This window comes from Agrobacterium leguminum (genome assembly GCF_015704895.1).
GTDB classification, from domain to species: Bacteria; Pseudomonadota; Alphaproteobacteria; order Rhizobiales; family Rhizobiaceae; genus Agrobacterium; species Agrobacterium leguminum.
Genome location: NZ_JADQWB010000016.1, coordinates 1 through 19,120 on the forward strand (window position 1 = coordinate 1; position 19,120 = coordinate 19,120).

At 55.9% G+C, this 19,120-nt stretch carries 13 protein-coding genes and 1 pseudogene; 2 read left to right on the plus strand and 12 right to left on the minus strand.

What is annotated here, in order from left to right; translation table 11 throughout:
* Positions 1-551: 551 nt before the first annotated feature.
* A pseudogene (locus I3J13_RS19695) lies at positions 552-845 on the plus strand (IS21 family transposase); the annotation flags it as partial.
* Positions 846-1,100: 255 nt separating this feature from the next.
* Here I3J13_RS19695 and I3J13_RS19700 read toward each other — a convergent pair.
* From I3J13_RS19700 to I3J13_RS19745, 10 genes are all read right to left on the minus strand, one after another.
* Positions 1,101-1,847, minus strand: coding sequence for an SDR family NAD(P)-dependent oxidoreductase (locus tag I3J13_RS19700; protein WP_196379901.1), 747 nt, complete (start codon positions 1,845-1,847; stop codon positions 1,101-1,103).
* A 38-nt stretch (positions 1,848-1,885) separates the two neighbouring features.
* Positions 1,886-3,973, minus strand: a complete 2,088-nt coding sequence (locus tag I3J13_RS19705) for an ABC transporter permease (RefSeq protein ID WP_196379902.1) — start codon at positions 3,971-3,973, stop codon at positions 1,886-1,888.
* Positions 3,973-5,529 carry a sugar ABC transporter ATP-binding protein gene (locus I3J13_RS19710; protein ID WP_196379903.1) on the minus strand — a complete coding sequence of 519 codons (1,557 nt, stop codon included), beginning with the start codon at positions 5,527-5,529 and terminating at the stop codon, positions 3,973-3,975. The genes I3J13_RS19705 and I3J13_RS19710 overlap by 1 nt, the downstream gene beginning before the upstream one ends.
* An 88-nt stretch (positions 5,530-5,617) precedes the next feature.
* Complete coding sequence (locus tag I3J13_RS19715) at positions 5,618-6,757, minus strand: sugar ABC transporter substrate-binding protein (RefSeq protein WP_196379904.1); 1,140 nt, start codon at positions 6,755-6,757, stop codon at positions 5,618-5,620.
* Between the two features lie 29 nt (positions 6,758-6,786).
* Entirely contained in the window at positions 6,787-7,671 is an 885-nt protein-coding gene (locus tag I3J13_RS19720; protein WP_196379905.1) for an N-acyl homoserine lactonase family protein, read from the minus strand.
* A gap of 16 nt (positions 7,672-7,687) precedes the next feature.
* Positions 7,688-8,053: a hypothetical protein gene (locus I3J13_RS19725; RefSeq protein ID WP_196379906.1), complete on the minus strand. Its 366-nt coding sequence runs from the start codon at positions 8,051-8,053 to the stop codon at positions 7,688-7,690.
* A 558-nt stretch (positions 8,054-8,611) separates the two neighbouring features.
* Entirely contained in the window at positions 8,612-12,076 is a 3,465-nt protein-coding gene (pyc, locus tag I3J13_RS19730) for a pyruvate carboxylase (RefSeq protein ID WP_196379907.1), read from the minus strand.
* An 85-nt stretch (positions 12,077-12,161) separates the two neighbouring features.
* A complete protein-coding gene (locus I3J13_RS19735) occupies positions 12,162-12,989 on the minus strand; it encodes an HpcH/HpaI aldolase/citrate lyase family protein (RefSeq protein ID WP_196379908.1) in 828 nt (275 codons plus the stop codon).
* Positions 12,979-14,214: a CoA transferase gene (locus I3J13_RS19740; RefSeq protein WP_196379909.1), complete on the minus strand. Its 1,236-nt coding sequence runs from the start codon at positions 14,212-14,214 to the stop codon at positions 12,979-12,981. Before I3J13_RS19740 ends, I3J13_RS19735 begins: the two co-directional genes overlap by 11 nt.
* A complete protein-coding gene (locus I3J13_RS19745) occupies positions 14,211-14,741 on the minus strand; it encodes a MaoC family dehydratase (RefSeq protein WP_338081649.1) in 531 nt (176 codons plus the stop codon). Before I3J13_RS19745 ends, I3J13_RS19740 begins: the two co-directional genes overlap by 4 nt.
* Before the next feature lie 93 nt (positions 14,742-14,834).
* Here I3J13_RS19745 and I3J13_RS19750 point away from each other — a divergent pair, with 93 nt between their 5' ends.
* Positions 14,835-15,824, plus strand: a complete 990-nt coding sequence (locus tag I3J13_RS19750; protein ID WP_196379911.1) for a LysR family transcriptional regulator — start codon at positions 14,835-14,837, stop codon at positions 15,822-15,824.
* Positions 15,825-15,834: 10 nt separating this feature from the next.
* Here the strand turns inward: I3J13_RS19750 and I3J13_RS19755 are convergent, their stop codons facing one another.
* Positions 15,835-17,487 (minus strand): GMC family oxidoreductase, encoded by a 1,653-nt coding sequence (locus I3J13_RS19755; RefSeq protein WP_196379912.1) that lies wholly within the window; start codon positions 17,485-17,487, stop codon positions 15,835-15,837.
* A 10-nt stretch (positions 17,488-17,497) separates the two neighbouring features.
* Positions 17,498-19,000, minus strand: a complete 1,503-nt coding sequence (locus I3J13_RS19760; RefSeq protein WP_196379913.1) for an aldehyde dehydrogenase — start codon at positions 18,998-19,000, stop codon at positions 17,498-17,500.
* Positions 19,001-19,120: the final 120 nt, after the last annotated feature.

The window sequence follows — 19,120 nt, forward strand, 5'->3', positions numbered from 1 at the left end:
TCACGAAAATCGATCTAAATCCGTCGCTATAGCTGTCCGCGACTTACTGAAATCACTGTCCCGTACTTAATGGAATTGGTGTCCGCGACTTACTGAAATGCGTGTCCGCGACTTTGTGAAACCCGCACTACGCACTCGTCCAGTGACCCCAGAGGGGGCTTTGCCTCGTCAGAGAGACATCTTGCGAAAACCCAGTAAGTAGAAGCAGAGGCGATCAGGGCTCCCACAATAGAGAGCGCGATAGTGGACCAGACGCCCAAGCCAAGTATCGCGAGAGGATAGGTTGCGTTTGGCCGGTCCCGATGCGAATACCGCGGCCATGACTGCGACCAGGCGGCGTTTTGATACGCCTTGCGCCTCCAGCATCTTCAGTGTGGGCAAGGGAGCGATGAAGCTTATGAGACTACTCTGCAAGACGGCAACAGCTCCGAGGCCTTGAAGCCCCAGAGTACGGGTTTCAGTATGTCGCGGACAGTTATCGCGGCGGATTTAGATCGATTTTCGTGAGCGCCGATCTGGCACTTTGCCCTCCTGGTTTGAGCGAGGACATGATGGCCAGGCGGAAGCAAGCGAGACATACTGACGTGAAGGATATCCGATCGATCCTGCGGCTTACGTTCGAGCAGGGATTATCGATACGTGCCGTTTCCGAGCGGCTGAAGATGAGCAAGACATCGGTTTCGACGTACCTGCTTCGGGCAAAGGAAGCCGGGCTTGCGGTCTGGCCGCTACCTCCGGGCCTGGACGAGGACTACGTTCTTGAGCATCGACTATTCCGGCGAATGGGACGGCCCTCCACGCGATACCGTCGAGCCGGCGTCACGCTCCATTTGCTGTGGCAGGAATCGGAAATCGCCTGAAACGAGAGACTGCGGTCAGCACTTTTCACCAAGTGCCAAGTCGGCCATTTCCATTGCAGGGTGATGTAACGAAGTCTTTAAATAGGACGCTCCAGCTATCCGAGTGAGCGGTCCAATTGGCAAATTTTTGTTATATTATTTCAAAACAAACAACCGGTTGCTTACCACGCATACCGGTTGCTCGATTTAAGATATTATCACCTGCGGTGGGCAGGCCACATTCGATCTAACTCTTCAGGACTAGTGAATGTGAAGCCCGCCATTGATATCAAGGGTGACGCCAGTCACGTAATTCGACCAATCTGACATCAGGAATGCACAGACACCGGCAACATCAACTGGTTGTCCGACGCGCCGCATGGGAATGGTCGCGGCAATATCCGTCTTGCGCTCTTCTGTCAGCTTACCTTCAAAAATATCGGTTTCGATCAGACCGGGCGCGATCGCATTGACGCGTATGTTTTTAGGCCCAAATTCGCGTGCCATCGCTTTGGCCAAGGACTGTACAGCGCCTTTCGAAGCACTGTAATGCGTGGCGCCGAAGATGCCACCGCCTCGTTGGGCTGCGATCGACCCGACCAGCACGATCGAGCCCTCACCGTTGCGAACCAGCAAAGGCATGGCCGCTTGGCAAATGTTCATCGTGCCTTTGACATTGCACGCCATAACGGCATCGAACTCGTCTGAACTGACGTCGAAAAAGGGGGTGGAACGACTGATGCCTGCAAAAGTCAGGATCCCGAATACATCACTGAAATCGGATTCAATCCGCCCGATAACCGTCTTGCACGCCTCCGGATCGGTCACGTCGCACCCATAGCCGCGATGCTTATCACCGAGTTCGGCCGCGGCCTCCTGCGCTTTGCCTTCATCTAGATCAATAATTGCGACCGCAGCACCTTGAGCGGCCAGAAGCCGGGCAGTCGCGCGCCCGATCCCGCGTGGCGATGCACCACCCGTAACAATGACTATTTTACCATTAAGCATTTATATTCCTCCAGAAATGCATTGGGGCGAGTTGGTGATCAGCTGTTGCGACGTTCGCGCAATGAAATGACCGCCGCGATGATGACGGTTCCGAAGGCGATGCTGCGCACCGCGTTCGGTAAATTGGAGCCTGCAAGCAAAATTTGCAGCGAAATCAGGAAGAGCACGCTGAGCGTTATGCTCAGAAAATGCCCCCTGCCCCCCGTTACGGCCGCGCCGCCGACAACGACGGCCGCAATGGATGGGAGCAGATAAGGATCGCCCATCCCGAGCGTTGCCTGACCGTCAAATCCGGCCAGAAACAGACCGCAAAGCGCCGCACACCCCCCACTGACCATGAACGCAAGGATCGTCGTCGTCGGCACATTTATGCCCGACAGATAGGCAGCTCGGCGATTGCTGCCGATGGAAAACAGCTTCCGGCCGAACGACGTGCGTGTCAGAGCGAAGATGCCAGCCACGACAAAAACGACGAGAAAGAGGACGACAGGCTTGGTGCCGAACACGTTTTTGGTCATGAACCATTGAACGACCGGCAGCGCGAAGCCGGAAGGGGTTCCATTGGAGTATATGAGCGCCGCAGTTTGCAATATCCCATTGGTGCAAAGGGTTACGACGATGGCCGGAAGCCCGAACAAGGCAACTAGGATTCCATTGAACGCTCCAATCGCGAGGCCGGTCATCAGAACCAAAGGAATTACGACACCTGCCGGCAATCCCTCTCCTGCCAATGATGTCATCAGGATAGCGCAGAATGCGATAGTCCAGGGCAAGGAAAGGTCGAGACCACCCGAAATGATCACGACCGCCTGTCCGAAGGCCAAGACGATCAAAAAGCTTGATAGAACCAGCAACGACAGGAAGTAGTGGCTCCCGACCCGTTCGGGACCAAAAGTTAGGATCGTAGCAATCAGTACCGCTAGCAGTCCCAGGATTGCCGGAGCAGACATGCGCAAGAGATCAAAGCGCGCCTTGGCCGGTCCGCCTTTGATGGCGAGCCCCGTCGCGATTTTCACACTCGTCTCGGTAAGAGTGACCTTGGCGGCCGGCATGAGCTTCTGCCTGACCCACAACGATCTGAACGTGCCTGTGAGGTCACGCAGACTTTGCATCGATCCGCGCTTGCCAAGCATCTGTATCATCGTCGCGAACAGCAGAACGAACGACTCGACCAGGGTTCCGTAGTAGGATGAGACACCGACTACAAGCAGGATGTTCGAGAGCGTCCGCAAGACATATGCCCCAGCGATCGCACCCAGACCTGTTCCTCGCCCACCGGCAAGCGAGGTGCCGCCAACCAGGACCGCAGCGAAGATTGTAAGAAGCATGGGATTGCCCACGAGAGGATCGCCTGCCCCCGTCTGCGCAGTGATAAACGCGCCAGCAGCGCCGTAGAAAATTCCGCCGATCACGAATGAAAAGAACCTGGTCCACTGCACGGACACACCGGCGTATTTTGCGCCTTCCGCATCACTGCCTATTGCGTAGAGAGCGGTTCCGAAGCGGCTGTGGCGCAGCAAGAGCCAAATGCAAGCGCACACTGCGATGATGACAATCGGCATCGGAAGAATGCTCGGGATCGCGCTGCCTGCCAAAGCTTCCTTGAAACCTTCGGGCACGGTTCCGGTCGGAAATTCGGAAACGAGCAACGTGAGCCCCTGAACGATGAACATCGAAGCAAGCGTTACAATGATCGAAGGGATGCGAAAGACAGCGACAAAGAAGCCATTGAAAGCGCCAACCAATCCTCCAATGAGAAGTGCCAAGAAACCGAAGCTCACCTGGGACGCCACAGTGTCCTGCATCTGCGTCGCTAGAATGATGTTGACGAGTGAGATCGTCGCGCCGGCACTCAGGTCTAGTCCGCCGCCAATGACGATGATCGTCAGGCCTAATGCCGCAAGCGCGAGAGCGCATCCTCCCGCAGAAATGTAGTTTAGATCGAAGTAGCCGAACGAGGTCGGACTAAAAGTGATCTGCATCGCCAAGAGAAGGACCAGCAATGCCACTGGCGCGAGTAAATCCGACCGTTGCTTGAGATGATCAAATAACGATCGGCCCCGACGTTTGGTGACGGAAACGCCCATGGGCTGTGTATTCATTTCTGCTGCCCGCATCATCGCCATCAATGGACACTCCCGGCCGCAAACGAGACACTGTTTCCAAGCGCGGCATTCATGACCGCGTGCTCAGATATTTCCGAACGATCCTCTCGCAACTCGGAGACGATTTTTCCCCGATACATGACCAGCACGCGAGTGGAGAGGTGAACGACCTCTTCGATTTCCGTCGAGTAAAAAAGCACCGCACCTCCTGCCTTCGCGTACTCTTGCATCAGCAGATAGATTTCGTGCTTTGTCCCGACGTCGACACCGCGTGTGGGATCCAGCATCAAAAGTATTGGGCTCTCAGTGATCAACCACTTGGCGATCGCGACCTTCTGCTGATTCCCGCCACTGAACGCCGACATGGGTTGGGAGATAGCTCGATCGGCGACCTGAACTCGCTCAAACAGTCGCTTGACCGATTTCAGTTCTCGTCTCGTATCGAGCACACCGAGCGTCGAGAAATTCGAAAGTACAGGCAACGTCGCATTGATTTTTCCGTTCATTGTCAGGAACAGGCCATCGGTCTTTCGCTCTTCTGGAACCAGGCTGATACCGACATCTGGTGAAAGTGCATCACGCGGAGAATAAAGCTTGGTTTGGCGTCCATGGACATGCAAAATCCCGCTCGTTATTTCGACAGCGCCGAAGAGTGCCTCGAAGAGTTCCTGTTGGCCCATCCCCTGAAGAGCGGCTACGCCCAGAATTTCACCCTTGTGAAGCTCAAAGGAAACGCCTGAAACTGCCTTGCCCGTACAAACCTCCCGTGCCTCGAGAACAGGAGAAGCGGCCGGGTTGTCTTTTGGTGCCGGGAGTTTTGCCGGGAATGCTTTCGACAGAGAACGGCCGATGATCGACTCGATAATCGTATCATCGCTCGATTGGTCGACCGGGCCGTCGAGAACCGAACGTCCATTGCGCAAGACGGTCATCGTGTCGCAAAAGCGCCTTACCTCGGGAAGTCGGTGAGAAATGAAGAGAATGGTCGAGCCATTATCGCGCAGATCGCAGACAATCCGATGTAGCCAGTCGATATCTGGTCCGGAAAGGCTCGCCGTGGGCTCGTCCAGCAGAACTAGGTGCGGCCGATGATAGGCAGCACGCGCTATTTCGAGCTTCTGCCGTGTTGCAAGATCCAACGTCTTTACTTCCTCGGAAGGATCGACGCTTGTTATGCCGAGGGAAGTAAGTGCGTCTTGGACGAGGCGTTCGCCTTCGCGAAGCTTTAGCGTTCCCCACACATAGCTTGGCTGTTTGGGCAGCAGAAAGTTTTGCGCCACGGTCAAATCCGGGCAAAGCGTCAGTTCCTGGAAAGCCGTGCGAATCCCGCTGGAATGCGCGTCTCTCGGATTCTTAAGCTCCAATACTTTGCCGTTCAGTGCGATCGTACCCTTGTCCGATCGGACCAGACCACTCAGGAGCTTGACGAGTGTGGATTTTCCGGCACCGTTTTCGCCAAGGAGAGCGTGGACCTTGCCCTTAGACACGGTGAAATTTACTTCATCCAATGCCAGCGTCGCACCATAGCGCTTTTGTATCCCCTCAACCCTGAGAGTGTGGTTTTGTTGGGCGGTCATGACTTCACCTCAAGTGAGACGAATGAGAAAGAGGGTCAAAAACGGGCCTGCTTCACCTTCGACGCAGGCCCGCTCGATCAAGGATCGCTTAATATTCAGGCTTGGCGTTCAAAGCCGCCTGAACACCGATCTGCGGCAGGTCTGGCGAAAAGAGACCGGAGAACCAGGCGGGATTGCTGATCAGCGATGGCTGGAAGACGTTGCAACCCTCGTTCATTTCTTTCCAGGTCCCCTCCTTGCAGAGTTTCAGCTGATCCTTTTCCCTATCACTAACGAAATACGGCAAAGGTTGTACGTCCATGTGGGCAGGTTCCTTGCCACCCTCAAGAAATTCAACAGCCCGCTTGAGCTGCATCGCTCCATAAAAGAGCGGGGCCGCGTAGGTAAGGCCCGGATATCCCATCGGCCGATAGCTGTCGGTCGCGCCCTCGATGCCTTCGGCGGTCTTCAGCATCTGCACGCGGTCGCCGTTCGACGCTTCACCGGAACACGGAACCTTCTTGTCGTCCGGAATACCGGCCTCGTCTTGCAAGGCGCCCGCTGCGTAGCAGCCGGTTTGTGTCCAAACACCGTTGATCTGATCCCAGGGAACTGTCGCCGTCAGCTTTGTAAGCTCGGAACGAGCTGTTGCCTGGCTCCACATGCCAACCACCCGAGCGATAATCTTGATATCGGGATATTTTTTGAAAACCTTTTCTGCGCCTTCATTGCGCTTCGTATCGACGGACGTTCCCGGAACGCCCGTCACCATCACAATATTGCCCTTGTAGTTGATCTGCTTGGCCATCCATTCGGCAGGGATTGCGCCAGCGTCGATCTCGTTGATGACGAGGTTGTACGCGCAGGGCTCGGTCACCTCCGCAATATACGTGAAGACCTTCACACCTTTCGCGCATGCGTTCTTGATCGTGGCATTCAATGCTGTCGGCGAGATCGGAAACATGATGATGGCATCAGCGCCTGACTGCACCATCGCGTTGATCTGCTGTATTTGCTTCTGGGCGTCTGTTCCTGCGACCTGAACCTCGAAGTCGAGTTTGTCCTTGAGATCCTTGCTGGACGCCATGGCTTTGACGATATTTCCCGACTCGGTCTGCCAGTCGTTTCCGACGTAGCTCATGCTGAGATAGATTTTCCATTTTCCGTCTGACGATTTTGCCGTAGCGTCGACGACGCCCAGACCAAGCGTGCACAGCAACCCTGCTACAACTGCGAGTGACTTCTTCATACATTCCTCCCTTTGCTGAAGACATTCCCCTAAATCCTGGATGACTCCCCATCCCCAAGGCAGATTTCGATGATGCGAAGCCCATCCTCCACGATGCGCGACGGAAATTGCTGCGCGAGATCAGCCTCGTGGACAGCAATCAGGCGCTTCTCGTCGTAATCGACCTGTTTCATCATCTCTTCGATCGCGAGCACACATTTCGTGTTACTGCCGGTCGCAAGGCCAACCGGAGCGTAGATCCACTCCTGACCGACCAGTGTGCCGGGACTGCGCAGGTTGAACTTGCTGTAGACGAGGTCCCCGGCAAAGACCCATTTGTCCTGAGATTGACTGGCACCGTCATTGCGCACCACCACATACATGTGACCCGGTGAATGAGTGTCCGGCGTGATCTTCAGATCGATGCCAGGAAAGACATCTTCCCGGTCACCATCGAGCATGGTAATTCGGCCCTGCCGCACGAGATCAACGCATTTGAGAATGTCCTGGGGATCTGTTCCGGTCGAAACAAACTGCAGCCGCGAGGGTAACGACATAGCCCATACCTGCTTGGCGACCTCTTCCTCCTGGACGTACAGATGAGCGTTGGGAAAGTCGTCCAGATTACCCATGTGATCGAAATGTGCATGGGTTAGGAAGATCGTGTCGATGTTCTCGGGCGCCAACCCGATCAGCGACAGCGCTTGTTTTGGGCTATGCCAGTCGGTCGGACCAAACCGGTTAACGAATGCTTTCGAGTGATCATAGTAATTGTAGCCGACATCAATCATGGCGATGTGGCCGTGGCCCTTTATGACCGTATAGCAATATGGCAACCGGATGCTGCCTTGATTGTGTGCGCCATAAACAATTGCGCTTTTCGGGGCTTCTCTGGTCTGGCCATATTCTAGCACCCACATGGAATAGTCGCTCATTTCGCCTCCGCATTTACTAAAATGCCTGCCGGGTCGCGAGACCAATGCCGGCACAGCAGTTGCAATAGGAAACCATAGGCATCCCCGCCTGATCGTCGGCGGCAACGGCCAAAAGACGATATGCTCGCTTGAGCAAATCCAACGCATCAAACGCCTTATGGAACCGGAGACCTGAAGAGGACAGACCGGCCTCGATGCGGGTGCAGGCTTCGAGCAAAAGGGTGGCGGCCTCTCGGCAATTAACCACAACGGGCTCGAGTTCACGCGACGTTCGGCATGCAGCGAGGTTGTCGATCGCCTCTTTTAGAGCAAGCGAGTGCTCCTTGATCGATACACTGATCCCGATTTGCGTATTCGCCGACGCGCTTTTATAGAGGAGCAATACCCCTCCGAGTTGCGCAAGCACACGCCTGATTTGGTGGTAATCCTCCGATAGCTGCAAGCGACCAGGCAAGACCTCGCACGTGTAGCGTGTCTCCGATCGATTGCCTGCAGCGATCTCCCTTCGCTGAAGCATTAGTTCCTCCTCTGCCGCATTGATGTACGGCACCTGACAAAAGTTCTATTCGGCTTCTAGATTTCAGACAATTTCAATAATAGCTTTAACCCTTCTGTTTATTTGCATAATTGGTTGTGTCGGGTAGGTACCGCCAAAACACAAAGGCCGCCCGTCAAACACGAGCAGCCTTCATGGGAACGATGAACGGTGGTAGTTGGCTAGAACCTCGCGAGGTTTTTTACGACGCTCGACAATCGAGCACGGGTTTCTTCGCGAGCATCGCCGCCCTCTTCGATCGTATGAATTTCCGTGGCGGTAAGTCCGGTCGCAATCGACATCTCGGCCAGCCCGTATCCAGCAGATATTCGCACAGCTCGAATGGTCTCACCCCATCTCTTCGGATCTGGATCAATAGCCTTCTGACACGCTCTCTCCATCTCGTCACCTATCTCCAAATGCCACAAGAAGATCCTTCGCATCGATCTGATCGCCGGGGCGCACCAGAACTTCTGCGATCTTGCCGTCGCGTTCGGCGTGAAGCGCGGTTTCCATCTTCATCGCCTCGATGGAAAGCAGCACGTCGCCGGCCTTGATCTCCTGACCCTGATTGACGAAGACCCGGCTGATCACGCCCGGCATCGGCGCGCCGATATGGGAGGCATTGCCGGGTTCTGCCTTGCGGCGCACGGCGGAGCCGGAAGCGCCATGGGCACGATCCGGCACCTTGATGCGGCGCGGCTGGCCGTTGATCTCGAAGAACACCGTCACCATGCCCTTGTCATCCGTGCCGGACGAGGCTTGATTGACGATGACAAGCGTTTTGCCGCGTTCGATATCGGCAAACAGTTCCTCGCCATCCTCCATGCCGTAGAAATAGGCATGGGTGGGCAGCACCGAAACCGGGCCATAGGTCTCGGCTGTCAGCGCGAAATCCGTGAAAACCTTCGGATACATCAGATAGGACGCGAACTCGAAATCATCGACCTTGCGCTCCAGCTTGGTCTCGATCACCTTCCGTTCGGCATCGAGATCGGCATCCGCCAGCAGTGAGCCCGGACGCACCGTATAGGGTGCTTCACCCTTCAGTGCCTTTTTCTGCAGGGCTGCGGGCCAGCCGCCCGGCGACTGTCCGAGATCGCCCTTCAGCATCGACACCACCGATTCCGGGAAAGACATTTCGCGGTCAGGGTTTTCAACGTCGGCCACCGTCAGATCCTGGCTGACCATCATCAGCGCCATATCACCGACGACCTTGGAGGATGGCGTCACCTTGACGATATCGCCAAACATGCGGTTGGCATCGGCATAGGCCTGCGCCACCTCGTGCCAGCGGCTCTCGAGACCCAGCGAACGGGCCTGCTCCTTGAGGTTAGTGAACTGGCCGCCCGGCATTTCGTGCAGATAAACTTCCGAGGCCGGTCCCTTGAGATCGCTCTCGAAGGCGGCATACTGGTTGCGCACAGCCTCCCAGTAGAAGGAAATGCGGCGGATCCATTCGGTATCGAGACCCGTATCGCGTTCCGATCCCGAAAGTGCCTCCACGATCGAGCCAAGGCATGGCTGCGAGGTATTGCCGGAGAAGGCATCCATTGCGGCATCGACGGCGTCGACACCCGCATCCACAGCCGCAAGAACAGTCGCGGCGGAAATGCCCGAGGTATCGTGGGTGTGGAAGTGGATCGGAAGGCCGGTCGCCTCACGCAACGCCTTGAACAGAACCCTGGCGGCGGCCGGTTTCAACAGGCCCGCCATGTCCTTGACGGCGATGATATGAGCTCCGGCCTTTTCAAGCTCGGCGGCAAGGTTGGTATAATATTTGAGATCATATTTCGGACGCGCCGAATTCAACAGATCGCCGGTATAGCAGATGGTCGCCTCGCAGAGCTTGTTCTCCTCGGCAATCGCATCCATCGAGACACGCATATTCTCCACCCAGTTCAGGCAGTCGAAGACGCGGAAAAGATCGACCCCGCCCCTTGCGGCCTGGCGGACGAAATATTTGACGACATTGTCCGGATAATTCTTGTATCCCACGCCGTTCGCGCCGCGCAGAAGCATCTGCAGCAGCAGGTTCGGCGCGCCTTCGCGGATCAGCGCAAGACGCTCCCATGGGTCTTCCGTCAGGAAGCGCATGGAAACGTCGAACGTCGCACCGCCCCAGCATTCCAGCGAGAGAAGCTGCGGCAGCGCCTTGGCGTAAACGTTGGCGACGCGGGCGATATCATGGGTGCGAACGCGGGTGGCCAGAAGTGACTGGTGCCCGTCACGCATGGTCGTATCGGTAACCAGAACGCGTTTTTCATTGCGCATCCAGTCCGCAAAGCCCTTCGGGCCAAGCTTGTCCAGCAACTGCTTGGTGCCATCGGGCGTCGGCGCATCGATATAAGGCACGACGGGCTTTGCCGCCTTTTCGGACGGCCTGGCGCGGCCCTTGGTTTCCGGGTGGCCGTTGACGGTCACGTCGGCAAGGTAGGTCAGAAGCTTGGTGGCGCGGTCCTGACGCTTGACCTGCGCAAACAGTTCCGGCGTCGAATCGATGAAGCGGGTCGTATAGGTATTGTTGCGGAAGCTGTCGTGACCGATGATGGCTTCGAGGAAGGTGAGGTTCGTTGCCACGCCGCGGATACGGAATTCGCGCAGCGCGCGGTCCATGCGGTTGATCGCCTCATCCGGTTGCGGCGCCCAGGCCGTTACCTTGACGAGCAGCGGATCGTAATAGCGGGTGATGACAGCGCCGGTATAGGAAGTACCGCCATCCAGACGGATACCGAAGCCAGAGGCGGAACGGTAGGCGGTGATACGGCCATAGTCCGGAATGAAATTATGTTCCGGGTCTTCCGTCGTGATACGGCACTGCAGCGCGTGGCCGTTGAGACGGATATCCTCCTGGCGCGGCACGCCGGATTCCGCGGTGCCGATCGCAGCCCCTTCGAGAATATGGATCTGCGCCTTGACGATATCGATACCGGTCACGACTTCCGTGACGGTATGTTCCACCTGGATACGCGGATTGACCTCGATGAAGTAGAATTTGCCGGTATCGGCATCCATCAGATATTCAACCGTGCCGGCGCCGATATAATTGGTCGCGGCAGCGATCTTCAGGGAGTAGGCAGCCAGTTCCTGGCGCTGCGCTTCGGTGAGATAGGGCGCGGGCGCACGCTCGACCACCTTTTGATTGCGGCGCTGGATCGAACAATCACGCTCGAACAGATGCACGACATTCCCATGCGTATCGCCGAGAATCTGGCTTTCGACGTGGCGAGCACGCTCGACCAGCTTTTCGAGATAGACCTCGTCCTTGCCGAAGGCGGCCTTCGCCTCGCGCTTGGCTTCCGTCACCTCACGGGCCAGATCTTCTCGTCTGCGGATGGCGCGCATGCCGCGTCCGCCGCCGCCCCAGGAGGCCTTCAGCATGACGGGATAGCCGATTTCCTCGGCCATGCGCTCCACCTCGGCGATATCGTCCGGCAGCGGATCGGTAGCGGGAACAACGGGGACGTTGACCGAGATCGCCAGATTGCGCGCAGCCACCTTGTTGCCGAGCTGGCGCATCGTATCCGCCGTCGGCCCTATAAAGGTAATGCCGGCCTTATTGCAGGCCTCCACGAATTCGGGGCTTTCAGACAGAAGGCCGTAACCGGGGTGGATCGCGTCCGCCCCGGAGAGCTTCGCCACGCGGATAACCTCCTCGATCGAGAGATAACTCTCGATCGGCCCCATATCCTTGGCAAGATGCGGACCCCTGCCCACCTGATAGGACTCGTCCGCCTTGAAGCGGTGCAAAGACAGCTTGTCCTCCTCCGCCCAAATCGCAACGGTTTTTATCCCAAGCTCGTTCGCTGCCCGGAAAACGCGGATCGCTATTTCGGATCGGTTGGCGACGAGAATCTTTGAAATTGGCACCGATCTCTCCTCTGTTTACAAATCGCCTTGCGACGAGGCGCGCGGCAGCATACCGCACGCCTATTAACGGTTGTGCCGTCTGGCGTCAGTTGGCGTTTGAACCGGGCGCTTTTGCCTTTCGGCTTTTCGCAATGATCGATTGCGCCCGCGCAAAAATGGGTCCATCAAGCATTTGTCCGCCTACGGCAACAGCACCACTACTGCTGGCCGCCAACACTTGCTCCGCCCACTCAACTTCTTTTTGGCTTGGGCAAAACTCGGCTATGACGATGCGTGGTTGAGTCGGGTGAATGCACAGCTTTCCAGCAGCTCCGGAAGACCGGTCTTGGCAGCATTCTTCAACGAGCGTTTGCTTTGAACTGAAGTCGAAGCACGGTCCAGCGATTGGCCTGCCGATGCCGGCAGCTTTTGAAGCCAGTGTCAGTCCACGCATGATATGCGCAGTCATTGCTGCATTTGGTTCAACATCCATCTCGGCATAAAAATCCGCCGGACCGAACACAAACCTGGCAACCAGTCCTTGTCCTGCAATCTCACCTGCCTGCGTTACGCCAAGCGGTGTCTCGATCAAGCCGAGTATTGGCAGTGGTGACAGCCAGTCGGCGATCTGGTTTGTCATCGAGGATAGTTCAGCTTTCGGCAGCAGTACGGCAGCCGCGCCACATTCTTTCACGGCTTTCACATCAGATTCAAACCACTTTGTCCCGACACCGTTGACGCGAACGATATACGGCACGTCAAGTTCTGGGATATTATCCAAGTTATCCCGCGCTCGCTCCTTGTCTTCGTCCGCAACAGCGTCTTCGAGATCGATGATAATCGCGTCTGCGCCACTCTGGGCTGCCTTCAGGAAGCGTTCGGGCCTGGTTGCAGGCACAAAAAGCGGCGCAATAAAGGATAGGTCAGCCGGCATAATATGGATCCTTTTCGGGTCCGGCGACGATTTCGCGATTGATCAGGTCGTCGTATCCCTGCGTGCCGATGCCAAGAACCTGCCCCAATACCTCTCGCGTATCGTTTCCGAGATACGGAGCCGGACGCACATTCGCAGGACCGTGAGCGCTCTCGCGAATGGCAGATCCCGCCACGGAATGATTTCCGATACCTGGTGTCATCACCTCTTGGAACATCGGATTCGATACGGAGGCACGAATATCGCTTGCAGCGGCTTCTTTTATGGTCTGATAGGTTCCCCAACACACCTTGTGTCCGTCGAAGGCTTCTGCAACTTCGGAATATGCCTTGGCCTTGCACCAATCCTCAATTACGGCAGCGATGCTCTCCCGGTGCAGGAAGCGATCTTCTTCGCGGGCGAAATTAGCCTGACATTCTCGTTCGACCTGTTCGAGTCGCGTATGAGCCTGACAGGCATCAACGAGACTTGCCCATTGGCGCGACGAAATCGCGGCAACCATAACACGGCGGCCGTCTGCAGTTTCAAAATCACGACCGAACGCACCGAAAATGAAATTGCCCGTCGCTTCTCGGCTTTGTGGCAGCAGCGTCGCCTCGGTCAGCATCCCCAGATGCGAAAGGGTCGAAAAGGCAATGTCTGAAAGCGCTATCCGAATCTCAGCGCCCGATCCGGTTGCTATCCGGTTGACGATCGCCGCGATAGTCGCGGTTGCTGCGTGATGCGCACAAATTACATCCCAGGCGGGCAGCGGATTATTCACCAGCTCTCCCTCTGCGCTTCCTGTCATATAAGGGTAGCCGGTCGCCGCCTGAACTGTGTAATCAACCGCAGTGCTGCCGTCGAAGTTTCCCTCGACCGTGCAGGAAATTACGTCCTGACGGGAGGCCGATAGTTGAGAATGGCTCAACCAAGACGCTGCGACATTGGTCAACAACGTTCCGCCTTGCGGTCCTGGCGCAGTGACCAGATTTCGGACTATTTCACGCCCTTCCGTACTGCGAAGATTGATCGCGATGGAGCGCTTGTTCTTGTTTAAGCTTGTCCAATACAAGCTGCGGCCGCCATCGAGACGTGGCATGCGATTATAATCGATACCACCGCCTATATTGTCGATGCGAATGACGTCTGCACCAAACTGCGACAAAAGGAGACCACACAATGGAGCTGCAATAAAAGCCGAACTCTCGATGACCCTGGCACCTGTCAAGATTGAATTGATCACTGTTCAGCCCTCGCGCTGCGTTCGGCCATTGCCGAGGCTTCCGCTCTCGTCGGCACTAGGCACATCCGCGTGAATGTCATGAAGACGGTGCTGTCTTGTCGGCAGGCCTGTGTTTGCGTTGTGACAATGCCTTGCCCGGGCCGCGACCGGCTTTGTCGGACGTCGATCACCTCGGATTGGGCGTAGATCGTATCGCCGGGACGGACTGGAGCGGAAAGAGTGATATCTTTCCATCCGAGGTTGGCGATAGCGTTGAAGCTGATGTCGTCGACCGTCATTCCGAGGACGATCGCGAGTGTAAGGCCACTGTTGACCAACTGGCTCTTGAATTCGGTCTGAGCTGCGAAATGAGAGTCGCAGTGCAATGGGTGCCGGTTCATCGTCATCAAACTGAATTGGATGTTGTCGGCCTCGGTTATCGTCCGACCTGGCCAATGCTCAAACCGCTTCCCTGGGGTAAAATCCTCGAGGAAATTTCCAAACTCTCTCCGCTTCATGGCATCTCTCGTGTTCGAGAAAACATGCAAGACGGGTAGCCGAGCATCATCATTCTATCAAATTAATTTATTCGAACTATTATTGTGTTTATGTGTATAATAGGCGCAAAAAGAGGAGTTCTCATGTCCAACACTGCGAAATCACTGTTCGGAAACGTGAATCTCAAGCTACTCCACACGTTTATCTTGGTTGCCGAGCATAAAAGTTTCAGGTTCGCAGCAGAAGAAACCCTGAGATCCCAATCCGCAGTCAGCACACAGATCAAACAGTTGGAGGAACAGCTCGGCGTCGCTTTGTTTCACCGGACAACGAGGCAGGTCAAGCTGACGAAAGAAGGTGAGCTTCTGCTGGTGAGTGCGAAGCAAGCTATGCAGGGAGTGCAGGCATGTCTGCGTTCGATTTATGAGACAGCTGACGTTCGAAAGGGCCGCATCGCTTTGGCATGCTCCCCAACGATTGCTGCGACCCGGCTTTCCAAAATTCTTGCCATGTTCGAGAAAGACTATCCGACAATCGAAATCGTACTGCGCGAACTCAATCCTACAGAGCTTTTCACCTCCTTGCGTGAGGAAGAGGTGGATTTCGCAATAGGGCCTACGGTCCCTTATCCAGAGTTCGATTTCGAACCATTGTTCGATGACCCCTTGTTCGCGCTCGTCCCAGCGTCTCAAAGTGGAGATTTGGTTGGTGAGGAGATCACATTGCAGGATCTTGCTGACAAACCTCTTCTAGTCTTAAATTCTGCCAGCGCCCTGCGATCACTGCTTGAGGAATCGATGAACGAGCAAGGGTTTCGACTTCATACGAAGCATCAGTTCTCGCAGGCTCAGACACTTATCTCGATGGTCGAGGCTGGGCTGGGGATCGCGGTGCTAACCGGCGTCTCGCTGCCGAAAGTCAAGAGCAACCAATACGAGGTCAAAAGAATTGTAGATCCGCCGCTTTTTCGTCAGGTCTCGCTGATCAAACTGCGTGGCAGGGCATTCCCTCCGGCGGCAGCACGTCTGGCACAGTTGGTTCGAGAACACATATCAGCAGAAGATGGTGACAGACAGCGTCCTGCGAGTAAAAGGAGGAGCGCGACAAAGCACACTCGCCGAACGGCCGCTTGATCGGTGCGTTCTAACCTACCGCCAAGGCAGCCGGCTTCGTTCCAGATTGCAAACGCCAATCTTCAGCGATGATCTCACAAGCACGCTGTGCAATCATGATCGTTGGCGCATTGGTGTTGCCGGAAACGATCGCGGGCATGATGGAGGCGTCAACGACCCTGAGCCCGCTCAATCCGCGCACCCTCAGGCGATCATCGACGACAGACATCGCATCGGAACCCATTTTGCAACTTCCGACCGGATGATACATGGCCTGAGCATTCGCTCGGATATAGGCTGCGAGATCGCCATCGGACCTAACTTCGTCGCCTGGCAATCCTTCCTTGCGAACAATGTCCGCAAACGGACCGGTAGAAAAAATTCTCCTGATCCATTTCACCCCTGCAACCAGCGTATCGAGATCTGCGTCTTCCTTTAGGTAGTTGAACAGGATTTGCGGGCTCGCCGTTGGATCTTTCGAGGCAAGAGAGAGCTTGCCACGTGATTTTGGACGTAACACCGTGCATGACGCTGTAACCGTTGGGTCGGCTTCAGATCCAAATGCTCCCTCGGGCGTTATGAACATGCTGAATGGCCTGAACTGCACTTGAATATCCGGGGAAACGGCTTCCGGGTTCGAGCGCACAAAAACCCCTGCCTGGGCCGCAGCCGAATTCAACAAACCAGTCCGGGTGAACGCGTATTGAAGTACCTGCGGCAACAGCATCCAGCTTTTCAGGACAGAGGTAGACTTGCGTATATACGAGTTGATCGAATACTCCGCGAGCACGCGTGACAGAATATGGACGTAGATGTGGTCCTGCAAATTTGCCCCGACACCGGGCAGATCGTGGACAACGTCCACGCCGTGGCCACGCAGATCAGCTTCAGGCCCTATCCCGGACAAAAGCAGCAATTGCGGAGAACCGATTGCGCCAGCACTCAAGATGACTTCACGGCTTGAGAAATCTTCTTCTCTTCCATTCGTTTCGCACCGAACTCCTGTGACGCGCCGCCCCTCCATAAGGAGCTTGTGGACGTTGGTACTGGTCAGAACCCGAAGGTTTGCCCGCCGACGGACAGGGTCCAGAAAGGCGGATGCCGCCGAGCTTCTCACACCATTTCTGGTCGTATACTGAAGGAAGCCAGCGCCCTCTTGCTGATCGCCATTGAAATCGGCGTTGAACGGCAAGCCGGCCGCCACCGCGGCATCAACAAATAAGCGCGAACTCTTGTGCGGTTCTGTCAGCCGTGACACGCCGAGTTCACCGCCTGCGCCACGCAGGTCAGACGGCCCTCCTTCAAATGTCTCGGTTTTCTTGAACGCAGGAAGAACGTCCTCCCATCCCCAGCCGACATTTCCAAGCTGCCGCCAATAATCGTAGTCGGATCGAACCCCGCGCATGTACACCAATCCATTGATCGAACTGCTGCCGCCAAGCGTTTTTCCGCGGGGGCAGTAGATGCGTCGATTGTCCAGACCAGGCTCGGGTACTGTGCTAAAGCGCCAGTTGACTCTGCTGTCGCCATAAAGGCGAGGGGTTCCAGCCGGAACTTTTAGCCATATACCGTTGTCGGGAGGACCGGCTTCAATCAGAAGCACTTTTTTACCGGGGTCCGCCGAAAGGCGGTTCGCCAAGACACACCCCGCCGAACCGGCACCAATGATAATCACATCATACATAATCGTGCCCTCAGCGGATCACGAATGGGTCGGGCGTTTCTGTCGACGTACTCATCCAGACGCTCTTGGTCTTGGTATAATCATAAATGGCGTCGAGCCCGTTCTCATGGCCGACACCGGACCGCTTGTGGCCGCCGAAGGGTGACATGTAACTGACGGCCCGGTACATGTTCACCCAAACCGTACCTGCCTCCAAACGCTCCGACATTACTAGCGCCCGGCGCAGATTGTTGGTCCATACCCCCGACGCGAGAGCATACGGGCTGTCATTGGCGATCGAGATCGCTTCTTCCTCATCATGGAAGGGTATACAAGATAGTACCGGGCCAAAGACCTCTTCTCTGGCGATGCGCATATTGTTGTTCACGTCACCGAAAATAGTTGGTTCGACGAACTGGCCGTTGCCACATTCCGGGCGGGAAGCCGGTCCTCCGCCAAGAAGCGTCGTAGCGCCCTCACTCTTGGCAATATCAATGTATTCGAGGATTTTCTTGTATTGCGGTTCGGTCGTCACCGGTCCTACCTGAGTGTGCGTGTCCAACGGATTTCCCATCCGGGCAGTACGCGCGAAGTTAACCACGCGTTCGATGAACTCGTCATAGATGGACTTTTGAACCAGAAGCCGCGATCCTGCGACACAAGTCTGACCAGATGCTGCGAAGATGCCCGAAATAGCACCTTTGACCGCATTGTCGAGGTCAGCATCGTTAAAGACAATATTCGGGGACTTTCCGCCAAGCTCAAGCGTCACGCGCTTCAAGCCTCGTGCTGCGGATTCATATACCTTTTGCCCGCCGAACTCGCTGCCCGTGAAAGCGACTTTGGCGACATCCGGATGATCGACCAGCGGCTGTCCTATCTCCGCCCCGAAGCCAGTGACAACGTTCAAAACCCCGGCCGGCAGTCCGGCTTCCTCGGCAATCTTGGCAAGCTCGATCGCAGAAGCAGAGGTGAATTCTGACGGTTTGAGTACGAAGGTGTTGCCTGCAGCCAAGCCTGGTGCAAGTTTGTATGCGGCAAGGAGCAACGGGGAGTTCCACGCCGTAATTGCAACGCAAACACCCAGGGGTTCTCGGCGCGTGAAGTTGAACGTGTCTGCCTTGTCGATCGGTATGACCTTGCCCTCAAGCTTGTCCGCAAAACCGGCAAAGTAGTAGAACCACTCAGGAACATATTTGACTTGGGCCAGCATCTCGTTGATCAGCTTGCCGTTGTCGGTTGTTTCGATCTTGGCTAGATGCTCCGCTTTCTTCGCAATGAGATCGGCGAAACGGCGCAGAAGATGTCCACGTTTCGTCGCACTCATCTTCGCCCATTCGTGGGAATGGAATGCCTCCTTTGCGGCAGCAACAGCGCGAGCAGCGTCCTCGCCGTTGCCACGAGGGAAAGTTGCCCACACCTTTCGGTCGTACGGGTTGGTGGATTCAAACCTCTCCGCGCTGGCGCTCTGTACCCATTTGCCTCCGATGAACATATCGTAGTGGGTGACGTCTGCCTTTTGGTTCTGGTCCATCCTGATATCCTCTTCCCTATTCATGGCTGCGAGCGCGCCTATAACCTGCTTGCCTCTTGCTTCAGCACGAAAATCCTCACTGGTGACGATCGTCGAAACCGGTCTTTCTTTTCTACAGTG